Below are 24,323 nucleotides of genomic sequence, written 5' to 3' on the forward strand. Positions count from 1 at the left end.
TTCATTTATTTAAAACGCATTTCTTATGCGTGTATCTCTTCTTCCTTTCTTGAAGCACTAAGTTTTAATACTTCTGTCGTCCTGCTGCGTGTTTTGGCTGCCAGTTTCGCATCCTTTGCAAGAGAACTTCCAAATGAAGGGATCAGCTTTGTAAGCTGCTGTTTCCATTCAGAACTTTGTGTTTCTTTTGCATAACAGCGGTGGATCAGATCAAGCATGATTGAAACAGATGTAGAAGCGCCGGGAGACGCACCCAGCAAAGCCGCAAGCGAACCATCCGAGGCTGTTACCATTTCAGTTCCAAATTCCAGAACCCCGCCTTCTTTTTTATCTTTTTTAATTACCTGAACACGCTGACCTGCTTTTTCCAGATCCCAGTCTTCCAGTCGCGCTTTAGGCATATAATCTCTCAAAGCCGCCAAACGATCTTCAGGCGATTGTCTCACCTGATCGATCAGATATTTTGTCAATGGTATGTTATGGATACCAGCCGCAAGCATTGGCTTAATATTATTCAACTTGATTGAACGAGGAAGATCAAGGTATGAACCGTTTTTCAGGAATTTTGTTGAAAAACCTGCATAAGGTCCAAAAAGCAACGCTTTTTTGCCATCAATAACCCGGGTGTCAAGGTGAGGTACCGACATTGGAGGAGAACCGACCGCAGCCTTTCCATAAACTTTCGCCTGGTGACGTTCAACAATTTCAGGCTTATTACAAACCAGCCATTGTCCGCTTACAGGAAATCCTCCAAATCCCTTACCTTCCGGAATTCCGGATTTTTCAAGCAAAGGAAGTGAACCGCCACCGGCACCAATAAAGACAAATGGCGTCGTGACCTTTTGTGATTTCTTTGTCTCTAAATTTTTAACAGCGATTGTCCACGTGCCGTCAGATTCATGCTTGAAATCTTCAACTTCGTGGTTCAGGTAAAGATTTACACCGTCCTGTTTTTCAAGATAATCAAAAATATTTCTGGTCAGCGATCCGAAATTTACATCCGTACCGAGTTCCATACGTGTTGCGGCAACCGCTTCGTTTGGATCTCTTCCATCCATAATCAACGGAACCCAGCTTTCAATTTCTGCATTATCCTCAGAATATTTCATTCCTTCGAATAAATGGTGAGCAGTAAGCGCTTCAAAACGTTTTTTCAGATAGTCTACATTTTCAGCACCCCAAACAAAACTCATGTGAGGAATGTGGCGGATAAATTCTTCCGGAGACTCAATGATCTTATTTTCTACAAGATACGCCCAGAACTCTTTTGACACTTCAAAAGATTCGGCGATTTTGATAGCCTTTGATATTTCGACAGAACCGTCAGCATTTTGAGGCGTATAATTTAGCTCACAAAAGGCAGAGTGCCCTGTTCCTGCATTGTTCCAGGCATCGGAACTTTCAGCAGTCACGCGGTCCAGTCTCTCAAAAATAGAGATTGTAAAAGCAGGATTTAACTTTTTAAGTAAAATGCCCAGCGTTGCACTCATGATACCGGCCCCAATCAGTACGACATCAGGAGTAATCGATTTTATAGATTTTATGGTACTCATTGTGTAAGAAAGAATTATAGTTCATTAGGCATGTCAGCCCGGAAAAATCCAAAATCTCTATAATGAACAATATTGCTTGTACTAATTGTTTCCAAAATAAGCTAATTGAAAAAATAAATTAGTCTATACGTGAAAAGTTCTTTTTTAAGATCAATTAAAACATCTAAGGATTCTATTAATTTCCGGACAAAAGTAGATTTTAAAAAGTTTAGCCACAAATAAAAAAATGTTGCCAGAATTAATCTGACAACATTTTATGTAACATAAATTTTTATGTCACTGAAATTATATAAGTGCAATACTTAATTCTTCACGATTTTATATACTTGATCATTGATCTTAACCAGATATAAACCTGTCGGATAATTGGTCATATCAAAAGAGTAAAAGTTAGATTTAACCCTAACAGAATTTAACCTGACACCAGCGGAATTGAAAATTTCAACTGAGTTTATTTCTATTTCTGACTGAACGGTTAAGAAGTCTTTAACTGGGTTTGGAAATATTTTTAAGGCTAATCCGGATTCAACTTTTACCCCAATAATACGGCTGAACTCAAATGATTCATCTCTGTCAACCTGCTTCAGGCGATAGTAATAAAGTCCTGTCGGTAAAGCGCTGTCAAGATAATTGTACTGTTTTTCTGTGTGAGAATCACCCGCCGCGATAACCTTTCCAAGTGCATCAAAATTGATTGCGTCCGAACTTCTTTCAATTACGAAATGTGATGCATCAACCTCTGATGATGTCGCCCATTCCAATGAAACTGACTTGCCGTTGGTGCTTCCTGAAAAACGAGTAAGAGTGACCGGCAGCGCGTTGTTATTTACGCTAACAAAAAAGCCACCGGCGGCATTCATGTCAAAGCTGATTTCCCAGCTATTGAGCGTTGCGTTCCATATTATGCCAGAAGGCGTGATGTCAGTGCGGCTTCCATTATAACTTCCAAGAGATCCGTTTGATGAAGTTCCCTGGAATTGTACAACCCGCAAATTGTCTTTTCCGGTCTGATCGGTAGGGTTTTTTGGTAACTGAATGTTGCTATTGACATTATAGGCATCAAATTCGGACTGCAAGGCATAAATAACAACCTTCGAATTTAAATTTGTCCTGTCTGTTTTTAAATCAAAATGGCGCTGTAAATATTTATTATTAAGATAGGTGCCGGGTGTCGCATCAATAATTGTTTTCGTAGTCAATGTTCCGTTTATCAAGCCTGAATTTGACTGCGGGGCAATCGTTGCGATAATGCGGCAGTCGCTTCCTAACAATTTATTTTTTGCATTGTAAATTACCTGCTGGGCCAAATCGTTGTTCTTCGCAATGGCAGTAGGCGTTGTGTTTGCAGGAATTCGCAAAGCTGGAGAAAAAACAGTATTATTCAGGTTGTCTGTTACTTTCAGTTTAAAATCTCCTGAGGATGAAGTCCATTGCTGGTTACCTGACAAAGTATTGTTGCAGTTATTTGCGGACAACCAATTGTAATTAAGCCAGCCGTTGGGAGCGTTAAGGGTAACATCAGCTGTTTCCGAACGAAATACAGAAACGTTTGGCGGAGGAGTAGCCGAGTAGGGTGTGGATTGAGCAAAAAAGTCGGTATTCAGTTTTTCTGCCCACCAATCAGCAAGGCTTATAAGTCCCGGGCCCGAGAAGTGAACCTGATCCCTTCTGTAATTGATATCATAAAAAGGATCCGTTTCGGGACCCGCAAAAACTCCGGGTAATTTATATGCCGGGTCTGCACCGTTACTACCAATTCCTATCACATCATTTTGTGCATCAATAACAGGCTGCCAGGTACGCGTACTTCCGCCAACATTAAAACGGGATACTCTGGCCACAACCCATGCAAGATTGCTTTTTCCGGACAGATCACGCGATGCTTGAATCACGTCTCGAATATCTTTTAAGTAATCAACCCGAGTCCGGTTTGCAAGATTATCCGTTTCTCCCTGATGCCACAAAATTGCCCGTACGCCAAGTTGGGCCACATAATTATTCAAAGTTACACGCATGTGGCCAAAAGGAAGGCCAGTAGGAAATGTATAGCTGAATTCACTGGTTGTAACACCATTCGGATTGATTGTTTCCTGCCAGTTTTTGATTCCTGTGCTAGACCATCCCGCGTTAAAAATCATAACCGGAACCTGTAATTTTTGAACCATCTTATCACCAAAAGCTCCCCAACACCAGGCGTAATTACCAAAAGGAGCAGTTTTTGTTTCTGCATCCAGGTGAACAAATTCAGGACAAGGAAGCTTGAGTTCAGAATACGGAGCAATCCCAGAGTAGCCATTTGCATTGAAATTCTGAAAATTTACACTATTGACACGGTCGTCAGTAGAGCCCGGCCCGTTGGGGTTGTCATCGCCACCGGTTGCGTTGGATTGTCCGGCAACAACAAAAACTTCACCCACGCCCACATGTTCAACTGAACTTGTGCCCACCGGGTTATTATCTAAAATGGCTCTAACTTCAAGCTTATACCAGCCACCGCTAACAGGCATAGTACCGTAAAAATTACCGCCAACAGGATTGTTTTGAATAACAGCCCAACTTCCGTCAGCAGGGGTTTGGGTGCCCTGTCCGGCGACCCGGGGTACGAAACGCGCTTCAACACGATCAACGCAACCTGAGAAAAATCCTGCAACGGCAAGTACTGCCTGGTTTGAATTATCACGCTGGAAAACAACGCGGTCGGAAGGAAATGTTACCGAGACTTGGGCAAAACTTATTTTTGAAATACAAAGGAGGATAACAAAAACTTGTAGAAATTTTAATTTCATAAAAATATGTTGATCATGTTTTACATAACGCAAAGACTTCCGAAGAGCAAACCTTTGCAAATTGAGTACTATATAGGTTGATTATTATTCTTTGGAATACTATTATTTAATTGACAATGGAAAAAAACTACAACCTTTTTCCATCACAATGGCTTTACCATACCCTCCGACCGAATTTGATAATGGACGGATTTCTGCGGCTGGCCCCGGGCAGATAGTAAGATTAGAACTTAATGTTAGTGATTTGGACAATTGCGCATATCCGGCCTGACCTAATTTGGCAGTGCCCTGCGGCACGGTCACTTTGTTGTCATTGGTGCTGATCAGATTTGTTACATTCGTTAAAGAATTGTTGCCCAAAATGACTTTCGCTCCTCTGCCTTCAATCCTTAACGTTCCTATCGAGGCAGTGCCGTTGTTGGTAAAAGTAGAATTTCCTCCGGCCATATTGAGCTCAGAAGATCCCCAATCCATTCTGCTTTCAGTATTTTCATTTATGACATAATTATTTCCCGAAGACATGTTTACGTTACCCATATACGTAATGGCGCCACCATTACTAAGCGTAACATCGTTCATTGTCATCGGTGGTAAAAGCGCAGAACTTGACTTTGAAATCACTATTTTGCCGCCATCAATTGCGAGGTTATTGATCCTCGCATTTCCGTCGATAATGAGGGTTCCACCCTCTAATGTGAGATAGGTAATGGTGGTATTTCCGGTAATACATTTTGTATCACCTTTTTTTATCACTGAATAGTCTTTCGCTGGTTCACAGGACGTTAGGAGACTGCTTTGAGCTTTTGAAAGTAAGGGAATAAAAATATATGCCAAGAGTATTATGGTAAAATTAGTCGTAATTTTTTTTTGCATTTTATTGAGGTGGAATTGACATCCACGTTAAGATTATAGTGTGTGTTATGAATACAGAAAGATGTGCAATACAGAATTCTCCTGTAAAGCTATTGATAAAAAAAATATTTTTTTGTAGAATAAAATCGACAACTCCTTAGAGATGAATCGATACAGATAGTCCTGTAAGTGGAGATTTACTTATGCTGGTAGCCTGGATAGCTACCAGCGTTTACTGCTTGCTCAATTTTTTGAGCTTATGGAGGAGGGTTTTAATGAGATAAACGATGGCATATGTGTGTATAGAACTGAATTCAAAATTATAAGCATATTCTACGGTAAGCAATCACCCAAAATGGGTGATTTTGTATTTTACTTAGTTTAGATCCTGAAAAATGAAGTTGCACTGCTTAATTTTGTAATGCCAATATTGAAAGCATGATTCCTGAAAGACTTATACATTATTTCCTGACGCCCGCCATGCGTAACCAACTGCATCCGGAATATGATCAGGTTCGTACCATTGTGAGTGGTGGTATAGTTGCAACAGCGCTTCTGCTGATTTTGCCAATTCCGTTATTCTTTTTTCCGCCTCCTCTTATTGGTTATTATGTACTTGCCTTTTTAGGGATTTGTACGTTATTATCTCTTAAATTTTTTGGAATTTACTGGCCTCCGTTAATTCTGGTACTGCTGACAAGTTATTTTGTTATCATAACGGATACATTAGAAACAGGCGGCATTAATTCCCCGGCTGTCACGACACTATATCTTGTATTACTGACCGGTTTTTGGTTTAATAGAAAAATTGGTCTTGTCATGATCGGTTTGAACATTATTGCGATAACGGTTATTTATTACGCCATACCCGAAGCCAGTGGTCAGAGTTTGTATGCTGCGGTATCACATACTGTTCTGACGATTTTTTTTGGAGCCTTCTTTTGGTTTGTTCAGGAACAGCACGACGCCGCTCGTTTACAGATACGAGAGCAGCAGCATATCAGAATAGATTTATTGAACAGGGCGGTAAAAGACCGGACGCAGCAGCTGTCGACAATGCGTCAGAATCTGGCAAGTGACTTTCACGATGAAACCGGAAATATGCTGTCCGCAATTACGCGACAGGCGGCCATGCTTAAGTTAAAATTAAAAGACAACCCGGCCGTAATCCCAGTTGTAGATACCATAATAGCAAACAGCGATCAGTTGTACGCTTCCAGCCGGGATTTTTTATGGAGTGTAAATAATAACAGTGACGATCCTGAGGAGCTTTTTGCTTATCTTACATCGTTTGGACAAGTATTTTATAATCAGTTTGATATCGCGTTTTCTGTGAATTCGTCGGTTAATTCCGGGAATGAATCTGCACAGTTGGAGCCCTTTGCTTCACGTCATATCATTTTCATTTTTAAGGAAGCGATGACCAATGTTGCAAAACATGCGGGAGCGACTGAGGTTGTCCTGGAAATGTCGGTTTATCAAAAACATATCAGCATCGCTCTGCAGGATGACGGTACCTGGAAAGAGCCAGATAATGGATCACGCCATAATGGATTGCATAACATGCAAAAGAGATCGAAGGACAACGGATTCAAGCTGAATGTCTATGGAAGTCCGCAAGGGACAAGGCTGCAATTGGAAGCGCCTGTTCATTTCACAATTATTGAATAGCTAAAAACTCACGCATGAGGAAGAGGATAATTATTATTGAAGACAATTCTTCCATCCGGGAAGGGTTCAGTGCCGTGCTCGATACTGTTGAAAGTTACGAAGTAGTAAATTTATACGATAACTGTGAGGACGCACTGTCTAATATCGATAAAGATAATCCGGACATTGTGTTGATGGATATCGAGCTTCCGGGCATGGACGGTATCGCCGGAACTGTCAGAATGAAAAAACAGATTCCAAACTGTATCGTGCTGATTATTACGGTGCTTGAAGATAGTGAAAAAGTTTTTCGTTCCTTGTGCGCGGGAGCGGGCGGATACATTGTAAAAAATTCAAACCTCTCTGAAATTGTCCAGAACATTGACGAGGCACTTGCCGGCGGTGCTCCCATGAGTTTATCGATCGCTAAAATGGTCGTTCAATCATTTCGCCAGCAGCAGGATTCTCCGTTAACAGAAAGAGAGACTGAGGTTTTGCAAAGTATAGCTCAAGGCAAAAGTTATTCTAAAATAGCGTTAGATCTTTTTGTTAGTAAAGAGACAATCAGGACCCATATCAAAAATATTTATCGGAAACTGGAAGTATCCAGTAAAGCTGACGCAATAAAAATTGCGAACTCGAATAAATGGGTGATTGGGAGACCATTATAAGTCGATGTCAGGCACCGACTTATGAAGAAATTTGGAAATTGATTAAGCCATTATACTTTGACGTTCTTCAAGATATTCGACCAGGCTTTTTAAAGTGACAATTTTAGGATAATCATCATCAGGAATCGCGATATTAAATTCCTGCTCAACCTGCATCATCAGATCAACCGTATCCAGACTATCAAATCCCAGATCTTTAATAAAATTGGCATCATCTGAAACCGCGCTGTTATCAACGCCAAAATTATTCAGTATTTTAATAATACGTTCTCTCATGATTTCTCTGGCTAATATAAAAGTTTTAACAATTTTAACGGGCTACCGATTTTTTTATGAACGTATTTAATGTGGGATTAGTACTGTGAAATAGTGCAAATTAGATTAATCAGCGTTTTATATATTTTATTTTTAAATGGCGTTTCCTTCAAAAAGGCAGTAGACTAAATATTAACAGAATATGATATTTGTAGAATAACATGCATAGCTCACATGGAATAGCATGTATAGCTGACTAAGAATCCATTGAAAACAAATTGTTTAGGTAGTTTTTCTGCCATGGAAAGGATCAAAGTATGGTAACTAATAGTACTTATTATAATCTTTACTTGTACAGATATTTAACTTGTTGTAATTTTATCCTCAATTGATTAACTTCTACGATCCGCTATCCTTCTTTAATCTGAGGTTTTAGGCAATAGTATGGCTATTAATCAGTTAAATAAAAAATATCGTAACATAAACGAGTCCACATTATGCACAACAAATTTACTTTACAGGCAATTAGACTGATTGTTATTGCAGCTATTACGCTTTTTAATTTTATGCTCCCGATTTCAGATTCCTTGGCGCAGAGCCCTTGGAGTGGAGTTTATGGGAATGAGTGGCTTGCTGGGAAGTTTGGGCCTAATTGGATCAAAATAAGTGTTAGGCAGAAGGGAATTCATAAAGTTACCCTGCCCGCTGGGTTCCAAAATAAGGCTAATCAATTACATCTTTATCATAGAGGTGTTGAAGTGGCAATCACCAGTGCAACAAATACTGAAATTCAATTTTACGGTGTTCCGAATGATGGTGCTTCGGATGCGCTATTTTACAGAGATAAAAATCACAATGTAGATCCAAGTCAGCGTACAAACGATAAGTATAGCATGTTTTCTGATGTTAGTGCTTATTTTCTTACTTATTTTTCTTCGACCAATGGGGAAAGAGCAGTTTTGCTTAATGATGCGGTTACTGCTATTGAAGCAGAAAAATATCATTTGCAAACAGAGTTGAAACTTTTTACTGACGAGTATTCATACAGTATAGATAAAAATTTCTTCACTCAATCACTGCAGCAAAGTTATCTGGAGAATGGAAAGGGAATGACAAGTACCACTTATGGAAAGCACGCTACACTAACTAACCCCTTGCTGTTAAGTGACCCAACGATTCTTTTCCCTGTAAAGAATTTATATGCAAGCACGGAAGCTAATGCAGAGGTTGAAGTGTTGCTCTATAGTAGAACGCCAACAACCAATGATGTAAGTGTTCAGGCTGGGAAAGATGCTGGAACCTTGAGGTCTTTGGGCTCATCAATGACCTTTGCTGGGTTCGCAGGCATTAAAAGACAATATGTATTAAATGTTTCAGATCAACCTGCAAATTCAGATTTACCAGTAAATGGTAATCTTAGTGTTAAACTCGTTACAAATAAAATTACGTCCGATTATAATACCGTTGGGATATATTCAATGACGTATATTCAGGTAAAGTACCCTCAACAATTTAACATGAGTGGACAAACTTCAGCTTTATTGAATTTGCCAGCGAAACCATCCGGGACGACGATGAGTAAGGTGACTGTTACGAACGCGCCAGCTTCTGCAAAAGTTTTTGATGTAACAAATCCCGACAAGCCTATTGAGTTGACGGCTTCCTACACTGGATCAGAGTTAAACGTGATGGTTCGCAGACAAGCAAATCAACCTGTTACGTTGTTGGTAAATTCGGCAGCTGCAACTGATATTACGTCTACCATAGCTACTCCTGTTATGGTTGATTATGATCCACTGGGATATAATTATCTTATAGTGACAACAAATAACTTAAAAGTTGCCGCTGAGGAATATAAAACATACCGGGCTTCTACCGCAGGTGGATCGTACAGTCCCTTGGTTATTGACGTTGTTGACGTATACAATCAATTTAATTACGGAGAGCCCAGTCCTGTGGCTATTCGTCGGTTTGTTGATTTTATGATCTCCAAAGGTATAAGGAGCACACATAACTTACTTCTTGTTGGACATTCAATTACAGAAGGTGATCAGACTCAAACTAATAAAGAACTTCCTAATCAGGTACCTAGTATAGGTTTCCCCGGATCGGATGTATTATTAGTTGAAGGGTTGGGCGGTGTGGCAAAAGATGTGCCGGCAATTCCTGTTGGCAGGATTACAGCTACCACTGTCGAGCAGGTTAGAAATTACCTTGAGAAAGTCAGTTCTTATGAGCATAGTACCGAAAATCTTACTTATCGCAAAAGGTCCATGCACATCAACGGTGGTGTTAACAATGGCGAAAGCGACCGCTTCGGTGCTTATTACACAAATACGTTGAATACAAAAGTTACTTCTGCACCGTTCCTAGGAAGTGTTATCACTCAAAAAAAGCCAAATAACCTGCTGGGGAGCCCTGAAGCGCTGGATATAACACAAGATGTCAATTCGGGTCTGGGCTTTATGAGCTATTTTGGCCATGGTAATCCTCATTACACAGATTATAATTTAGGCTATATCTCAGATAGTAGGAAAGGATACACCGCTAACGACAGATATCCGGTCATGTATTTTAATGGTTGCGGAGTCGGAAATATATTCAAAGGCAGTACTACAAGTTATCCAGCGGGATATACAGGCAGTGATAAGAATCTTGCGAAAGAGATTATGCCTATGACCGCAGACTGGATGCTTTCAAAAAGGGCAGGTGCTATTGCCATTATTGGAAATAGTTTTTACGCTTTTGAGTCCTCTTCCAGGGATTATTTATTTGCACTATACGATCAAATATTTCCGAAAAGTGAGAATGAAAGACCAAATATTGGCAAAATTCACCAAAGTACAGCTAGTTACATTATCACTGTCAGATCAAATAACGCACCGGATGATTACACTCTGGCAAACACGCACCAATCACTGCTACAAGGTGATCCGGCTCTTCGAATTTTATCAACATCAGCAACACCATTCCCTGTCGAGCTTTTCGGGTTTAAAGGGAAGTATGAATCAGATAAGGTTAGACTGGATTGGAACACAGCATGGGAGATCAACAACCGTAGGTTCGTTATAGAGCGCAGTTACAACGCCAAAAACTTTGAGGAAATTGGTAGTGTCGAAGGAAAGGGGGACTCAAATCAAGAAAGTGCCTACCAATTTTTTGATGCCAGTCCATCTAAAGGCACTAACTACTATCGCCTAAAACAGGTGGATTTTATGACTACTGGTAGTGATGTAGAAAAAGCAACGTATTCAAATATCATATCAGTTAACGTATCTAAAGAAGGTGCAATATCGGTTTATCCTAACCCAACAAATGATTTGGTGAATGTTGAAATGGGTGTTCCTGCATCCCTCCAATCTTGGGAATTGATCGATGTTAATGGACGCATTTTATCACGAGGAACTTCTTCGAATGAAATATCTTTGAGAAACCTTCAGCAAGGAGAGTACATATTGAAAATGATTACCAGCAATGGTGACGTATACAGTAAAAAGTTGATAAAAAATTAGAAAATACATACTATTCTTAATAATTATGTCTAGGAAGCACTCTATTGTGTCAATTATTGCCGTTCTATTTTGTTTCTTATGTAACACGGACTCGAATGCACAATGGGGTGCCCCTTATTCCAATAGCTGGTTAAACGATCGCTATAAACAAGAATTTGTAAAAGTTGCAGTTAATAAAGATGGAATATATAGGATTCCAGTCGCCTCCCTTCCCGCCTCGTTTCCTAAGAGCGATCCATCAAGGTTTCAACTATGGAGGCGCGGTAAAGAGGTAGCGATTATTAGTGCTAACAGCACTGAGATTGTTTTTTATGGAGTCAAAAATGACGGTAAATCAGATGAGTTGCTTTATAGAAATAGCTCATTTCAACCAGATCCTGCTGCGAGAACAAATCCATATTTAAGTATATATTCTGATGAGAGTGCATATTTTCTTACAAATGCAGCTAGTGGCTCTACAAGTAGAGCAAAGAATATTTCGAGACCTATTGATAATGGACAGGTGCCTGTAAGTTATCACTTACAAACGGAGATTATCACTTTTACCGATCAAGACTCTTACAGTCCTCAAAATAACTTTTTTACATTGAATTTAATTTATAGTTTTCTGGAGAGAGGGAAAGGTATGACGAGTAAGATTTATGGTAAAAACGCTACTTTAACCCATCCATTATTATTTGGCGATCCTGTTTTTTCTTACAAGTTTGACAATCTTGTCAGAGCCGAAAATCAGAAACCGGAAATAGAATTGTTGGTATACGGTAGAACGAATACGAATAATGACATATCACTTCAAGTAGGGAAAAATCCGGAAGTGTTGAGAACCCTTTCCGGAAATTTAACAGTTCAGGGTTTTGGTGACGGAAAAAAGAAGTATCAATTAAATGTTGCAGATGATTCTGATATTTCGTCTGATGGAAGTTTTACTTTTAAATTGTTTTCAAATAAAGTTTCAACTGACTGGAACGCAGTCGGGATGTATTCTCTTACCTATTACAAAATAGTATATCCTCAGTCTTTTGATATGAAGGATAAAAAAAGTAAACTTTTTACTCTGCTACCGACTGCTGAAAATTATAGTCGGATAAGAATAACTAATCCAGTTGACAGTCCATTAATTTATGATGTAACTGACTCTGAAAATCCAGTTTTATTAACTGGCTCTTTGATTGGCGGTATGCTCGAAGTGACAGTGCCACGTACTTCCACGCAATCTCTTTCTCTTTTAGTAACAAATGAAAAAAGCGAGGTAGCATCTGCAAAGATGGAGATTGTTCACATGCCACTAATAGAACCTTCAGAGTATGACTATTTAATCCTGACGACTGAAAAGCTTAAAGATGGCGCGATTGAGTATGCCAATTACAGGAAGTCGGCCGCCGGAAATTCTTATAACCCATTGGTAATATCGATTAATGATGTCTACAATCAATTCAACTACGGAGAGCCAAGTCCGGTAGCTATACGAAGATTTGTTGATTATATGCTTTCGAAAGGAATAAAGACAAAACATAATTTATTGCTGATCGGTAATTCAATTTCCTATGGTGATTCAACCATCAAAAATAAAGAGTTGAAAAATCAGGTTCCAACAGTTGGTTATCCGGGATCAGACCTCTTATTAGTTAGCGGTCTGGCAGGTGCCAAACTTGATGTTCCTGCTATTCCTGTTGGACGAATTTCCGCGACAAATATAACTCAGATACGAAATTATCTGGACAAAGTGAAGAGTTATGAGGGAGAATCAAACATAGATGTTGGCTGGAAAAAAAATGTGCTGCATTTGTCAGGAGGTAAATCAGCAGGTGAAATTATTCAGTTAAGAAGTGCATTAGAGTCCTTGGTACCTTTGGTAGAAAATGGAAGTGTGGGAGGTTCAGTAAAGGTGTTTCAGAAACAAAGTACAATTGATGTAGAAAAGGTAAACATTACTCCCGAAGTGAATGATGGTGTAGGGATGATTTCTTATTTTGGGCATGGTTCTCCAACAATTACTGATTTGGACATGGGCTACGTATCAGATGCAACGAGGGGCTATCAAAACATTAATAAATACCCATTAATGTATTTCAACGGCTGCGGCGTAGGAAACATTTTTAAAGGAAATACAGATGAGGATTATTCTTCGTCACTGCGAGAGCCATTATCAGCTGACTGGCTATGTGCAAGGCAAAAAGGAGCAATAGCAATCATTGCCAACTCTTATTACACTTTCTTAACATCATCCTCTATTTACATAAAAGAACTGTATACAAGAGTTTTTGAAGATCCATTAGGCGCTGGTTCGTCTATTGGTTTGATTCAGAAAGATATGGCAGCAAAAATTACGAGCGGCTCATACGGTGCTTATGAGCTTTCTAATTTACATCAATCTGTTCTACAGGGAGATCCGTCAATGATCCTGATTCGTGAAGAATTGCCTGACTATACTGTAAATCGGAATTTAGGTATTGTAATTCGTGCAGAAGAGAATAAAACAATTGCTCAGTCTTCGAAGCTTAGCGTTGAAGTAGCTCTACAAAATCTTGGAAGAAATGAGAGTAAGATATTGCCAGTGAGGGTGAGATACGTCTATTCTGACGGATCAATAGATACCAGAACTGAAAGTGCCGGCCCTATTTCTAATAATGATACGGTTCGTCTGACATTTGCCAACACACGTCCGCTACAACGCATTGAAGTAAAGCTAGATCCAGCGAATACAATTCAAGAAAGTAACAAAGCTAATAACGACTCGGAATTGCTTATTGACTGGGATCTGGTCAAAAATGAAAAGAGTTTCCCGGGTGGACCAGTCAAAGATGTTATCGCTCCAATTTTAAATGTCAGATTTAATAGTGAGATTCTTAAAAATGGCGAAACGGTTGGAAAAAATCCTGTTATAAGTATAGTCTTAGAAGATAATTCTCTTCTCTTAGGGGATACTTCATTAGTTGATATCTCGCTAAAACTATGTGGAGACAATTCATGTGATTTTAAACGTGTAACATACTCCGGCAATCAGATGCAATGGTCATTAATATCCGAAAAAGTTTTTGGTGTCGAATATTTACCTGCCGACTTAGTTGCTGGAGAATATGAACTCCTTGTTAGTGCCAGAGATCTAGCAGGAAATATTGCGTCATACCAATATAGGATAATGTTCAAAGTGTCTGATTCGCAAAATGGACTGATAGTTATAGCCAGTCCTAACCCTGCTACGGATTATGTTCAATTTAGAATTGATGAAGACCATAACACAACATTAGGCTCTGTAGAAAGCTACATATATGATACTCGCGGAAACATCATCGAAAGTAAAACTGTGATCGATGGCAGAAGAAGCTGGTATTGGATCCCAACGGGGCAATCTGGGCTTTACTTATACAAAATAGTATTTAAAGATAGCGCGGGAGAGCGAAGTTCAGTAACCGGAAAGATTATTGTAGTTAAATAGCCTGCAAAAACTAAGAGTATTTATTTTTACACCAATCCAACCACACGGCCAACGATATAACTCTTAGAACAGGAGAAGTTGCTCTTCCTGGCTGTTTGTCTCTATGGAGTAGGGTTACAAATGAATTGAATTTTTTCATATCCACAAAATTCCATATGTGACTTTGAGGTGTTAAAAAGTCAGCAGACTGCTTGTACAACCTTATAGCAGCGTCTCTGCCGTACAAACTAAATTTGCCTTTATCTCCTCGGTTTCTGATACTTTCTGGCAGAATGTCCTTCATTCCTTCTCTTAAATAGCCTCTTCGTTTTCCCTGACTATATTTAATTTCTAAGGGAACAGACATCGTCAATTCGAATAGATTGTGGTCGAAAAACGGAAATTTTTCGACTACTCCATAATGTTTTCGAAGCGCATAAAGATGTTCTGCCGCAGATAAGGATTCGCCACCATAAATATCTTGAAAAGATATATTATCAATACCTTGCAAACCACGTGACATAATCTTGGGAAGATCTATTGTGTAACTGTCAATCTTAAGATTGTTGGAAAACTCTTTGTTTAGGACAGTATTCGGATAAATCTCTCTATTCCTTAATTTTTTTGATGCGACAGATGCAATCTTGAGGAACAACGAGACGGTAGAAGACATACCAAAAAAATCATGAACCTTGTAAACATGCATTATAAAATCAGAAATACTTAGTTGACTCATTTTTCTTTGCAGCTGCCTATAAAGAAAATGATTCAAATAGACTTCTTTCTTCCTTTTACCTGAGAAAGTATTCCATTGTATATCAATATGATAATATGGATAGACACACGCAGCGATATTAAGGATCTCAGTTAATTCAGTCCACTTAAATTGATCGTAAAGAATCTCTGGATATTCAACTCCAATCCCTACTATACCATCTCCATCGTGCCCGTTGAACATCGTACTTCCTCCGAGTTCACTAGCTTTTTTCAAAAGTGTATGTGTAATTGCAGATCCAGAGATCATATGTTCAGGGTAGCCGTATAGTGAGGTATGAAGTATCAGAGCGTCCAGGTCATGTTCAGAGGGAGGAATGACATGATGCTCGGATTGAATTTTTTTAGCAACTTCATGCGCCAGATGTTTCTCACTTTGTACTATTTTTTGCAGGTCGAGAAATAAGGTATGGATAGGCTGGTTGGGATATAATGCTCGTACCATACAAGAAATTGACGAAGAATCTAACCCACCGCTTAACTGAGCAATAATTGGTTTGTTATCTATTATACCACGTTCAATGGATTTGGCAAATAAACTCTTAAATGCCTCTCCATACTCTCCAACAGATTTAAGATTTGACCACTTTTCCGGATTAAAAGTGAAATATGGAGTTTGCTTGAAGTTGTTTCCAGACTTATTAACCAGGATATTATGCCCCGGCAAGAGCCTTTTGATGTGGGAATATGCCGTATCTGGATTATAGTAATGACTGTCATTGCTGATCAGATAATTTGATACCCAGCTGTCATTGATTGACACCCTATCAACAAAACCACCTATCCTTACCAAAGAATGAATTTCTGTCGAGAAAGCAAATAGGGAAGAAGGTATGTATACGTAATACAACGGTATCACACCGAGTGCGTGTCTTGATATGCTGATTTCAGCAGTGGTGTCATCATACCAGATTGATAAATATGGCTGACGTTGACTTGATTTGACAACTTCGTCAAAATCAAAACGACTTGTAAATTTCGAATCTTGGATCAGATTAGAATTTACAAGTCGTAAAGAACTTTCCTTAGAGTTAATGACTATATAATTATGGTCATCTGGCTGCTCCTCAACAGAACAAATAATTAAAGAAATATTTTCTAAATGAAAGTTATCTCGTTTTAATCTGTCTATGAATAATCCTTTTTCTGATTTATTTTCTCTGAAAAAGATTGAGCCCTCAATTACCACAATTCTTTGTCCTAAGAAAGGATTAGCCGTTTTTCTGAGTTTGGAAATTATCTGATGATCCACCAGTACCTCCTCTTGTCAATTTAGCAACATTTCCTCTTTTAACTAATACCGGTTTGCGGTAAGATTTTTTCGTCTGTGTAGAGTGCAAATTTGTCATTTCTAGCGTTTTTAATGGTTTACAATATATCCGGTGTAAAATTAATAGGATTTTTTTTATTTCCAAATTTTAAAATCAAAACAGTATCCTATTGCAGTGATTTTCAGGTTCTGTATGGTACGACCTATAATAAAAAAATTATTGTAATCCACCGAATTCTACAATCGTTCTTATCTTTCTTGATCCGGAATCAACGATACCTTGCCCAATACAATCGGGGGTCGATTGGCAGTATTCAAAGGAAGCCTGTTCGTCATAAATCAGGCCTGCATCGAGTCCATAACGTTTTATTCCGAGGGAATATGTAATAACAGATGTTGTATCGCTCTGTTCCACCACTGTTATGCCTTTTTCAAAAGACAAATTGCCAGACTGTAAGGGCTGATCAATCTCTTCGTAACGATACTCTTTGCTATCCAGTGTGTTATACATATTTCCATTCCATTTTAATTTTGAATCAATTGGGAAAATAAAAGGAACGGTTATTTGATTATCTATATTTAATATTAATTTATCTGGAAATTGCTCTATGGAATATTCTTTAACTTTTAACCAGCTATCTGTCGCTGTATTGCGGGAGTATCTGGAAATGATGAAAGTGGATATCCCGTTTGCATTTTTCGTCTCACGCACTACTTCATCTCTTTCCTGCCACGTCTTAACGGATGGGCCCGTCTGTCCGGATGAATAAACTTCCTCTTTTACATCATAGATCTGATATACCCCAATCGATAACGGGAAATAACTACGAGAATTTACCGGCTCAGTCGATGAATCACCGCAAGATGTGAACCAGTAAGCTGAGAGTAGAATTAGGGCAACTTTTAACCAGTTACGATTAATACGTGTGTGATATATGTAAAAGTGGTGCATACTATTATTCGAAATATGAAAGGTTTTCTTCTGTAAATTTAGCTTATACCGGAATCAAAAAATAATTTTTGGTGTCAATAAAAAATACCTGCTTGTGAGATAATTAGTGCCGATCAAACTGATGTTTAGTTTGCTGCATCATTCCGTTCCGCCAACTTCTTCTTTAGAAAACCAACCAAAACATCCAATCCCGTATCAAAACGTGTGTTGTTGTTGATAATCATATCAGCTTCCGAACGCAATGGCAAAATATATTTGTCATACGTTGGTGCCACGTGATGTTCCCATCGATACAAAACATCGTCCAGGTCATAACCCCGCTCGTTATTATCACGAATAATCCGCCTTTTTATTTTAACATGTTCTTTCGCATCAACGAATATTTTTAAATCAATAAGACGCGCAATATCAGGAAAGTAAAGAACGAAAATTCCTTCCACAATGATAATGGGGCGGGGCTCAAAAACTAAAATTTCAGGTTTGATCAGCGGATTATTGAATGTATATTCTTTCTGTTGAACTTCACGGCCTGCTCTTAAAACTGCAATATGTTCCGCAAAAAGATGATGGTCGATTGTTTCCGGCAGGTCAAAATTTTCAACCCCGTTTTCGTCTCTCGGGATTTCGTGAATAGGACGGTAATAATTGTCCTGGGAAATCCGGCAAACATCTTCTGGCGCGAACGAGTCGATCAGGCATTTCATGAAAAAAGTTTTTCCGGAAGCGCTGCCGCCAGTGATACCGATGATGTAAGGTTGTTTATCGTGGGGTGTCATTTTCGTTAATTTTCGGATTCGCTCCGGATTTGCACACAATGTGTGATTTATAACTTTAGTCAGGTATGTTTAATCGATGATCGCAAGTTTCCCCGCTGTTTTTTCAGTTCTATCGGAAGATACAACGATTATTAAATAAATTCCGCCCCTTGCCCGTCTGCCAGTGTAATCATTCAAATTCCAGGACGCGGTTCCTCCTTGTGATCGCGTCTCGAAAACCAGTCTGCCGGAAAGGTCTGTTATTTTAACAATAGCATTATCAGTTAGTCCTTTAAGTCCAAGATTTCCTTCAAATTCTGGTCTGACCGGATTTGGGAAAATCGTTACGAATGATAAATTTTCCTGCGCAACGGAGGCATCACTTTGATAGGCAACCATACCGTTTGGCGTATCAACAAACAGTAAACCGGTTTCCGCCTCGAATGACAAATCGTTAATCAAAGTGGAAGGCAAAGGGCTGTTCTCAGACGTGAACTGTCTGAGAAGTTCTGTTCCATCCGCTGAAAACTGAAATAAGCCAGTCTCAGTTCCAATCCATTTGCGATTTCCCGGTTCAACGGCAATTGCGTTACATCGTTCGTTGGCAAATAATCTACGCTGGCCATAAATCGGAAAAATCGCATCCTGCCGCGAGCCGTTTAAAACCTCATCAGGGACAAAATATCCAATGCCACGTTCACTGGCAAACCAGATTAATCCATCATCGTCAACGGCCAGACTATTGATGATCGACGAGGGCAAACCGCCATTTCCTGCTGCCACTGAAAGAATGCGCTGCTGATTGCTTAACGGATTTTTGACTGAAATTCCACCGCCTAAATAGGAGGGAAGTTTTGTCCATACCAATCCATTGAGATCAATAACGGACGAATCCTTCTTGACAATAATTGTCGTATCTCCTTCCGAGGGACTGTAAGATTTGAAAGCTCCGTCTTTATTGCTCAACAAACCTTGCCTTGCATCTGCAGTCCAGAAATCTGTATTGTTTAATAATGATGAACCTAAAAAGTTAAATAAAGGATTTTCGTAAACATCAGGTTTTTCTTTACCGATATCCAGGATTTTGTCTGATAAAGTAACAAGATTTTCGGAGAAGGAAATTGTCGGGCTCGAAGAAGCGTAGACCAATTCCCAGTTTCCATTTTTTCTCTTAAAGATTCCCTGACCAGTTAAACCTGCATATAAATTTCCATTTTGAAACGAAACAGATACCGCCTTATAGGGTGTTGTAATATTTTTCCAATTTGCAAAATATTGCCTGTTAATATTGGCAGACAATGAAGTTCCGAGTAAACCCTGGGAGGTTGCGGCGAATAGCGAATCATTCGTAAAAGTTATGTCGGTGACCCGTGCCTCGGCACCATCTGCTCCGATATAACGATAATTTTCAACCACCTCTCTTAATTTAGGATCAGTAACAATAATCCCGAAACTGGTCGTCAGGTATGCCCTGTTTTCTCTAAATAGTATTTTGCCGATTTTTTTGTTGGCAGGAAGGTCAGGAGAATCCAGCAAAAACGGCCAGTTGATCACTTGATCTGCTTCCTGATTCTCATTTAAATAAACAAGATCCACATTTCCGTTACGATAGGCCAGCAACAGCAACTTTTCTGTGGAATCGTATGCCATAGCACTGATCCCAACATCATGCAGGCCGGTTGCTTTTGAAAAGATTTTAATCTGATCATTATCCGGATCGATACTAAAAAGTCCGTTGTAAGATGAACAGAAAATTTTGTTTTCAACTTTTAAAACTTGCCTGGCAGAGCGGTAACTGAAATGCGTTTCCCAGGATCCCAGCGGGATAGTTTGAGCGATCGAACAGGTATTTAAAAAACCCAAAAGCAAAAGCAGTTTAAAGGTGCGTATCATTCCGCTTCTTCGTTTGGGTTTGTAAGTTATTTATCAACGGTAACAATGGCTGAGCCTGTGGCAACGCCAGTTCCGCAACCACTTTTCAAAGAACTGATAGTATATTCCGTTGTAACTTTTGGGGAAACAGTAATTAAATATGGATTTAAAAAAGTACCATTCACAGCTGTTCCATCCGATAAAGTGAAAGACCAGGGCGGCAAGCCGTTTTTAAATTTAAGTGTGATACGCGTAGATCTGCCTCCCGAAATAAATGCTTTTCCGGATACTTCACCCACAGCTTTATTATTAGCAATCACTCTGATTTCCTCTTCTTTACTCGAAACCGCAGGCGACGACGATATAATTCTGATTTTCTGAGCTCTGACTGTATCGCCGGGTGAAACGGCGGAGGTGACTTTTGCGGTAAAAGTGGTCGGTGTTACCGTCGTAGGCAGGTCAACGAAGCGTCCGCTTTTATCCGTTATCTGCACTACAAACCGGTTGGTTGTGGAATACCTGCCAACGGTTTTGTACGGAATTTCAATTGTACTTCCTGCGCATACCATCGATTGTGGTAATTTTTCCATCGTGATACTGGCCGGCGGAGTAGTAACCGTCACTTTCGCTCGTCCAGAGAATTTTCCAACACCGCAAAGTCCTCCTGCTGATGAAATCTGGAAATTTGTATCGTGATAAGGTTTCACCGTAATCTTATGCGGAGAGTCCATGATATTATTTTCATAAGTGCCATCAGACAATAACACGAACCAGGGTCCCCCACCTTCAAAACGAACGTGTAAGTCTCCTGATCCATTTTCCGGCAGATGCAGAGAATCCCTTTGTAATGTTGCTACGGTTGGTGCGGCAATGCTGATATTGGCAACCTGGCTAATTAAATAAGGCGCAGACGACATTACGCGCAAACGATAGTCGCCCGGCTTGTACGTCGTGGGGATTTGCGTCGTGATATAACCTGTTGTATCCGGTGAAGATATTGTTTTGAAAGCACCTGCGCGCTCTGCAATCTGGACTACAAATTTATTTCCGGCTTTAAATTTTCCGGTTGCACTAAACGGAACCTGAAAAGGAATACCGGAACAAAGTCTGACAAGTTTGTCAACTTCTTTCAGTTCCAGTTTTGGTTCAGGATTGTCATCCACATTGACGATCGGTTCGCCTGTTGACGTTCCGCTCCCGCAAGCATTGGAAATGCCAACAATGCTGTAAGCCTGAACGTGCGTCGGTTTGACAGTCAGGTAATGCGGATTTGATAAGGTTTGGTATACTGTTGTACTATCCGAAAGGCGGAAAGACCAGGGCGCGGTGCCTTGAAGATTAATTTTCAGTTGAACCTCACGTCCTGGCATTACCCGAACAGCCTGAGTTCCATCAATAATTTCAATCCGGGCCGTTGGTGTTTGTAACAAACGGATAGGAACTTCCTGACTTTTAATAACGGGAATTGTGCTTAGCACCTGAATCTTATATACTTCCCCGCCAATTTTATAGGAGGGAATAACGGCACGAATCGGCCCTTCTTTGCTAGGCAATGAAATTGGGATGGATCTTCCAGCCGGATCAATCAGGTGAACGATAAAGTTATTGTCAGCATCAAAAGGCCCTTCCGGGATAAATGGAACGGTAATTGTCGTCCCAGGACAAACGGTCAGATAGGACAAGTCGGCGGTTGTAATTTTATAAGCATAAACGGTATCACCATTTGCCTTTGCAGCCTTCAAAACCTGCTCCTCTGCCTGTGCTTCTGATAAGGTATCAGCAACAACTTCATTTGAAATTTTATCCTTTTTTTCCTTCGGATTGGTTAAAGTACTGTCGGTTTGCGGCGTAGAAGGTACTTCCTGCGCGTGAACCCACGTCGTGCTTATGGACAAAGCAAGGAAAGCAATGATGAAGAATTTTGACATGTATAGTTGTTGAAACTTAATAATTTACGATTTTGAATATCAATTCATGGCAACAAGTGTGGTCCCTCTTAAAACAGGAACAACATCGTATAGATCTTTCTGCAAACAATAGGCAATGTCTTTATGAATGCCTAACCGCTGTAATCGCCTCACGTGCGATGAATTTGAAACGGCAGCAAGCAAGTTGTCCTTGCTCTGATTGTAAAGTCTTTGTGCCATCAGCGTACCATCTTCTCTCAACATAAACTGATCTTTCAGCTCTTCAGCCAGGGCTCCTGCAAACAAAGTGTCTTCCAGGTTTGGCCGGCCTTTCCAGCCTGCGCAAAGCACCAAAACATCGTATTGTTCCGATCTTAAATGATTTGCCAACGCACCAAGATTTAAGAAAGCACCTACCATCACTTTTACAGCAGATGCCCGTGCTTTTGCAATAGACAACGTTCCATTGGTCGTCGTCATTGCAATTTCGGATCCAATTAATCGCTCGTTCATATAACTGAACGGAGAATTGTCAAGATCAAAACCTTCAACTTTGTGCGCATCACGCTCAGCGGCTGCGATGAAACCTCTGTCTTGCAGGAGTTTACATTCTTCAATGGTTGCAACTGGTGTTATACATTTTACACCATAGGCCAGGCCGGTGACCATGCAGGACGTCGCCCGAAATATATCGGCAACGACAACAATTGAATTATCAAGTTTATGTAAATGCAGTAAATCAGGCGTTAAACAAACATCAAGGTGTTTCATAATAAAACAAATACGGAAATATAAGTATCAAAGTTTTAGAGATAATGGATGATACCGGATATTGGTTTTTGATCCGGTATCAGATTTTAACCTTTTACGAAAGGTAATTTTACAACTTTCGCTTTCAAAAGGCGGTCTCTCACCTTAACAAAAACTTCGGTATCCGGTTTGCTGTAAGCGGTTGGAACATAACCCAAACCAATTCCTTTCTGCAAAGTTGGCGATTGTGTTCCGGAAGTCACGTCACCTAATTTATTTCCTTCGGCGTCGCACAGTTCATAATGTCCGCGCGGGATACCGCGATCGATCATTTCAAAACCAACCAGTTTATTTTTTAAACCAGCTTCTTTCTGGCCTTTCAGATTTTCCGAGTTGATAAAATCTTTTGTGAATTTAGTCACCCAGCCTAAACCAGCTTCCAAAGGTGAAGTTTTGTCATCAATATCATTTCCATACAAACAGAAGCCTTTTTCAAGTCGCAAAGTATCTCGAGCACCCAGACCAACCGGTTGTATATTAAATTCTTTACCTGCTTCAAAAATGGCGTTCCACATTTTTTCGGCATCTTCTTTTTGAATATAAATTTCAAATCCGCCTGCACCGGTATATCCCGTTGCTGAAATAATTACACCATCAATATCAGCCATTTTTCCGATTTGGAATGTGTAATATTCCATGGAAGCCAGGTCAACTTCCGTAAGTTTTTGCAAAGTTGCTGTCGCATTTGGTCCCTGAACAGCCAGCAGACATAAATCATCAGAAAGGTTTTTCATTTCAACGCCTTCTGTATTATGGCTCTGGATCCAGTTCCAGTCTTTCTCTATGTTGGAAGCATTTACCACAAGAAGATATTCCTCAGCATTGTAACGGTAAACCAACAAATCGTCTACGACACCGCCATCTGCATTTGGTAAATAACTATACTGCACTTTTCCATCAAACAAAACAGAAGCATCGTTAGCTGATACTTTCTGGATCAAATCCAGTGCTTTGGGGCCTTTAACACTGAATTCCCCCATGTGTGACACATCGAAAACGCCTACATTATTGCGGACCGTGTGATGCTCTTCCATATCAGAAGAATAACGTACTGGCATCTCAAAACCTGCAAAGGGTACTATTTTGGCACCTAGTTGAACATGGACCTGATGTAGGGGAACAGTTTTCATAAAATGGTTTTTGGTTCTCTTTAAAGTACAAAAGTATGAAAAGCAGAACAAAGCGACGCAAAAATGTATGTTTAGAAATATAGCGAACGAGGTTTTTGAAGTATATTGTGAAAAAGTAGGCTTTAAGGCTTCTATTGAGGTCAAAATTGAAAAATTAAT

Annotated in this window: 16 protein-coding genes; 4 read left to right on the plus strand and 12 right to left on the minus strand. The window is 39.7% G+C overall.

Annotated features, from left to right (window positions below):
* Positions 1–23: 23 nt before the first annotated feature.
* The 3 genes from L0657_RS10320 to L0657_RS10330 all read right to left on the minus strand — a co-directional run bounded on the left by L0657_RS10320 (position 24) and on the right by L0657_RS10330 (position 5,212).
* Positions 24–1,553 (minus strand): malate:quinone oxidoreductase, encoded by a 1,530-nt coding sequence (locus L0657_RS10320; RefSeq protein ID WP_235150536.1) that lies wholly within the window; start codon positions 1,551–1,553, stop codon positions 24–26.
* Between the two features lie 302 nt (positions 1,554–1,855).
* Positions 1,856–4,339 (minus strand): T9SS type A sorting domain-containing protein, encoded by a 2,484-nt coding sequence (locus tag L0657_RS10325; protein WP_235150537.1) that lies wholly within the window; start codon positions 4,337–4,339, stop codon positions 1,856–1,858.
* Between the two features lie 102 nt (positions 4,340–4,441).
* Positions 4,442–5,212: a hypothetical protein gene (locus L0657_RS10330; RefSeq protein WP_235150538.1), complete on the minus strand. Its 771-nt coding sequence runs from the start codon at positions 5,210–5,212 to the stop codon at positions 4,442–4,444.
* Between the two features lie 417 nt (positions 5,213–5,629).
* Here L0657_RS10330 and L0657_RS10335 point away from each other — a divergent pair, with 417 nt between their 5' ends.
* Positions 5,630–6,862 (plus strand): sensor histidine kinase, encoded by a 1,233-nt coding sequence (locus tag L0657_RS10335; protein ID WP_235150539.1) that lies wholly within the window; start codon positions 5,630–5,632, stop codon positions 6,860–6,862.
* Positions 6,863–6,876: 14 nt separating this feature from the next.
* A complete protein-coding gene (locus L0657_RS10340; RefSeq protein WP_235150540.1) occupies positions 6,877–7,512 on the plus strand; it encodes a response regulator transcription factor in 636 nt (211 codons plus the stop codon).
* Positions 7,513–7,554: 42 nt separating this feature from the next.
* Here L0657_RS10340 and acpP read toward each other — a convergent pair whose 3' ends face one another.
* The gene (gene acpP / locus L0657_RS10345; protein ID WP_235150541.1) at positions 7,555–7,788 is read right to left on the minus strand and encodes an acyl carrier protein; all 234 of its coding nucleotides are present in this window, start codon (positions 7,786–7,788) and stop codon (positions 7,555–7,557) included.
* Between the two features lie 476 nt (positions 7,789–8,264).
* On the opposite strand from acpP, the gene L0657_RS10350 reads away from it, so the two are divergent.
* Positions 8,265–11,279, plus strand: a complete 3,015-nt coding sequence (locus tag L0657_RS10350; protein ID WP_235150542.1) for a C25 family cysteine peptidase — start codon at positions 8,265–8,267, stop codon at positions 11,277–11,279.
* 25 nt (positions 11,280–11,304) lie between these two features.
* Positions 11,305–14,715, plus strand: a complete 3,411-nt coding sequence (locus L0657_RS10355; protein ID WP_235150543.1) for a C25 family cysteine peptidase — start codon at positions 11,305–11,307, stop codon at positions 14,713–14,715.
* A gap of 10 nt (positions 14,716–14,725) precedes the next feature.
* On the opposite strand, the gene L0657_RS10360 is transcribed toward L0657_RS10355, so the two are convergent.
* The 8 genes from L0657_RS10360 to gcvT form a co-directional block, all read right to left on the minus strand.
* Positions 14,726–16,720, minus strand: a complete 1,995-nt coding sequence (locus L0657_RS10360) for an asparagine synthase-related protein (protein ID WP_235150544.1) — start codon at positions 16,718–16,720, stop codon at positions 14,726–14,728.
* A complete protein-coding gene (locus tag L0657_RS28155) occupies positions 16,680–16,817 on the minus strand; it encodes a lasso RiPP family leader peptide-containing protein (protein WP_409015033.1) in 138 nt (45 codons plus the stop codon). Before L0657_RS28155 ends, L0657_RS10360 begins: the two co-directional genes overlap by 41 nt.
* Positions 16,818–16,955: 138 nt before the next feature.
* A complete protein-coding gene (locus tag L0657_RS10365; protein WP_235150545.1) occupies positions 16,956–17,690 on the minus strand; it encodes a hypothetical protein in 735 nt (244 codons plus the stop codon).
* A 125-nt stretch (positions 17,691–17,815) separates the two neighbouring features.
* A complete protein-coding gene (locus tag L0657_RS10370; protein WP_235150546.1) occupies positions 17,816–18,466 on the minus strand; it encodes a uridine kinase in 651 nt (216 codons plus the stop codon).
* Between the two features lie 69 nt (positions 18,467–18,535).
* The gene (locus L0657_RS10375; RefSeq protein WP_235150547.1) at positions 18,536–20,338 is read right to left on the minus strand and encodes a T9SS type A sorting domain-containing protein; all 1,803 of its coding nucleotides are present in this window, start codon (positions 20,336–20,338) and stop codon (positions 18,536–18,538) included.
* Positions 20,339–20,364: 26 nt separating this feature from the next.
* Positions 20,365–22,245, minus strand: coding sequence for a hypothetical protein (locus L0657_RS10380; RefSeq protein WP_235150548.1), 1,881 nt, complete (start codon positions 22,243–22,245; stop codon positions 20,365–20,367).
* A gap of 39 nt (positions 22,246–22,284) precedes the next feature.
* Positions 22,285–22,995: a 2-phosphosulfolactate phosphatase gene (locus tag L0657_RS10385; protein WP_235150549.1), complete on the minus strand. Its 711-nt coding sequence runs from the start codon at positions 22,993–22,995 to the stop codon at positions 22,285–22,287.
* Between the two features lie 86 nt (positions 22,996–23,081).
* Positions 23,082–24,164 (minus strand): glycine cleavage system aminomethyltransferase GcvT, encoded by a 1,083-nt coding sequence (gcvT, locus tag L0657_RS10390; RefSeq protein ID WP_235150550.1) that lies wholly within the window; start codon positions 24,162–24,164, stop codon positions 23,082–23,084.
* Positions 24,165–24,323 lie beyond the last annotated feature (159 nt).

The organism is Dyadobacter sp. CY345 (assembly GCF_021502725.1).
In the GTDB taxonomy this organism is placed as follows: Bacteria; Bacteroidota; Bacteroidia; order Cytophagales; family Spirosomataceae; genus Dyadobacter.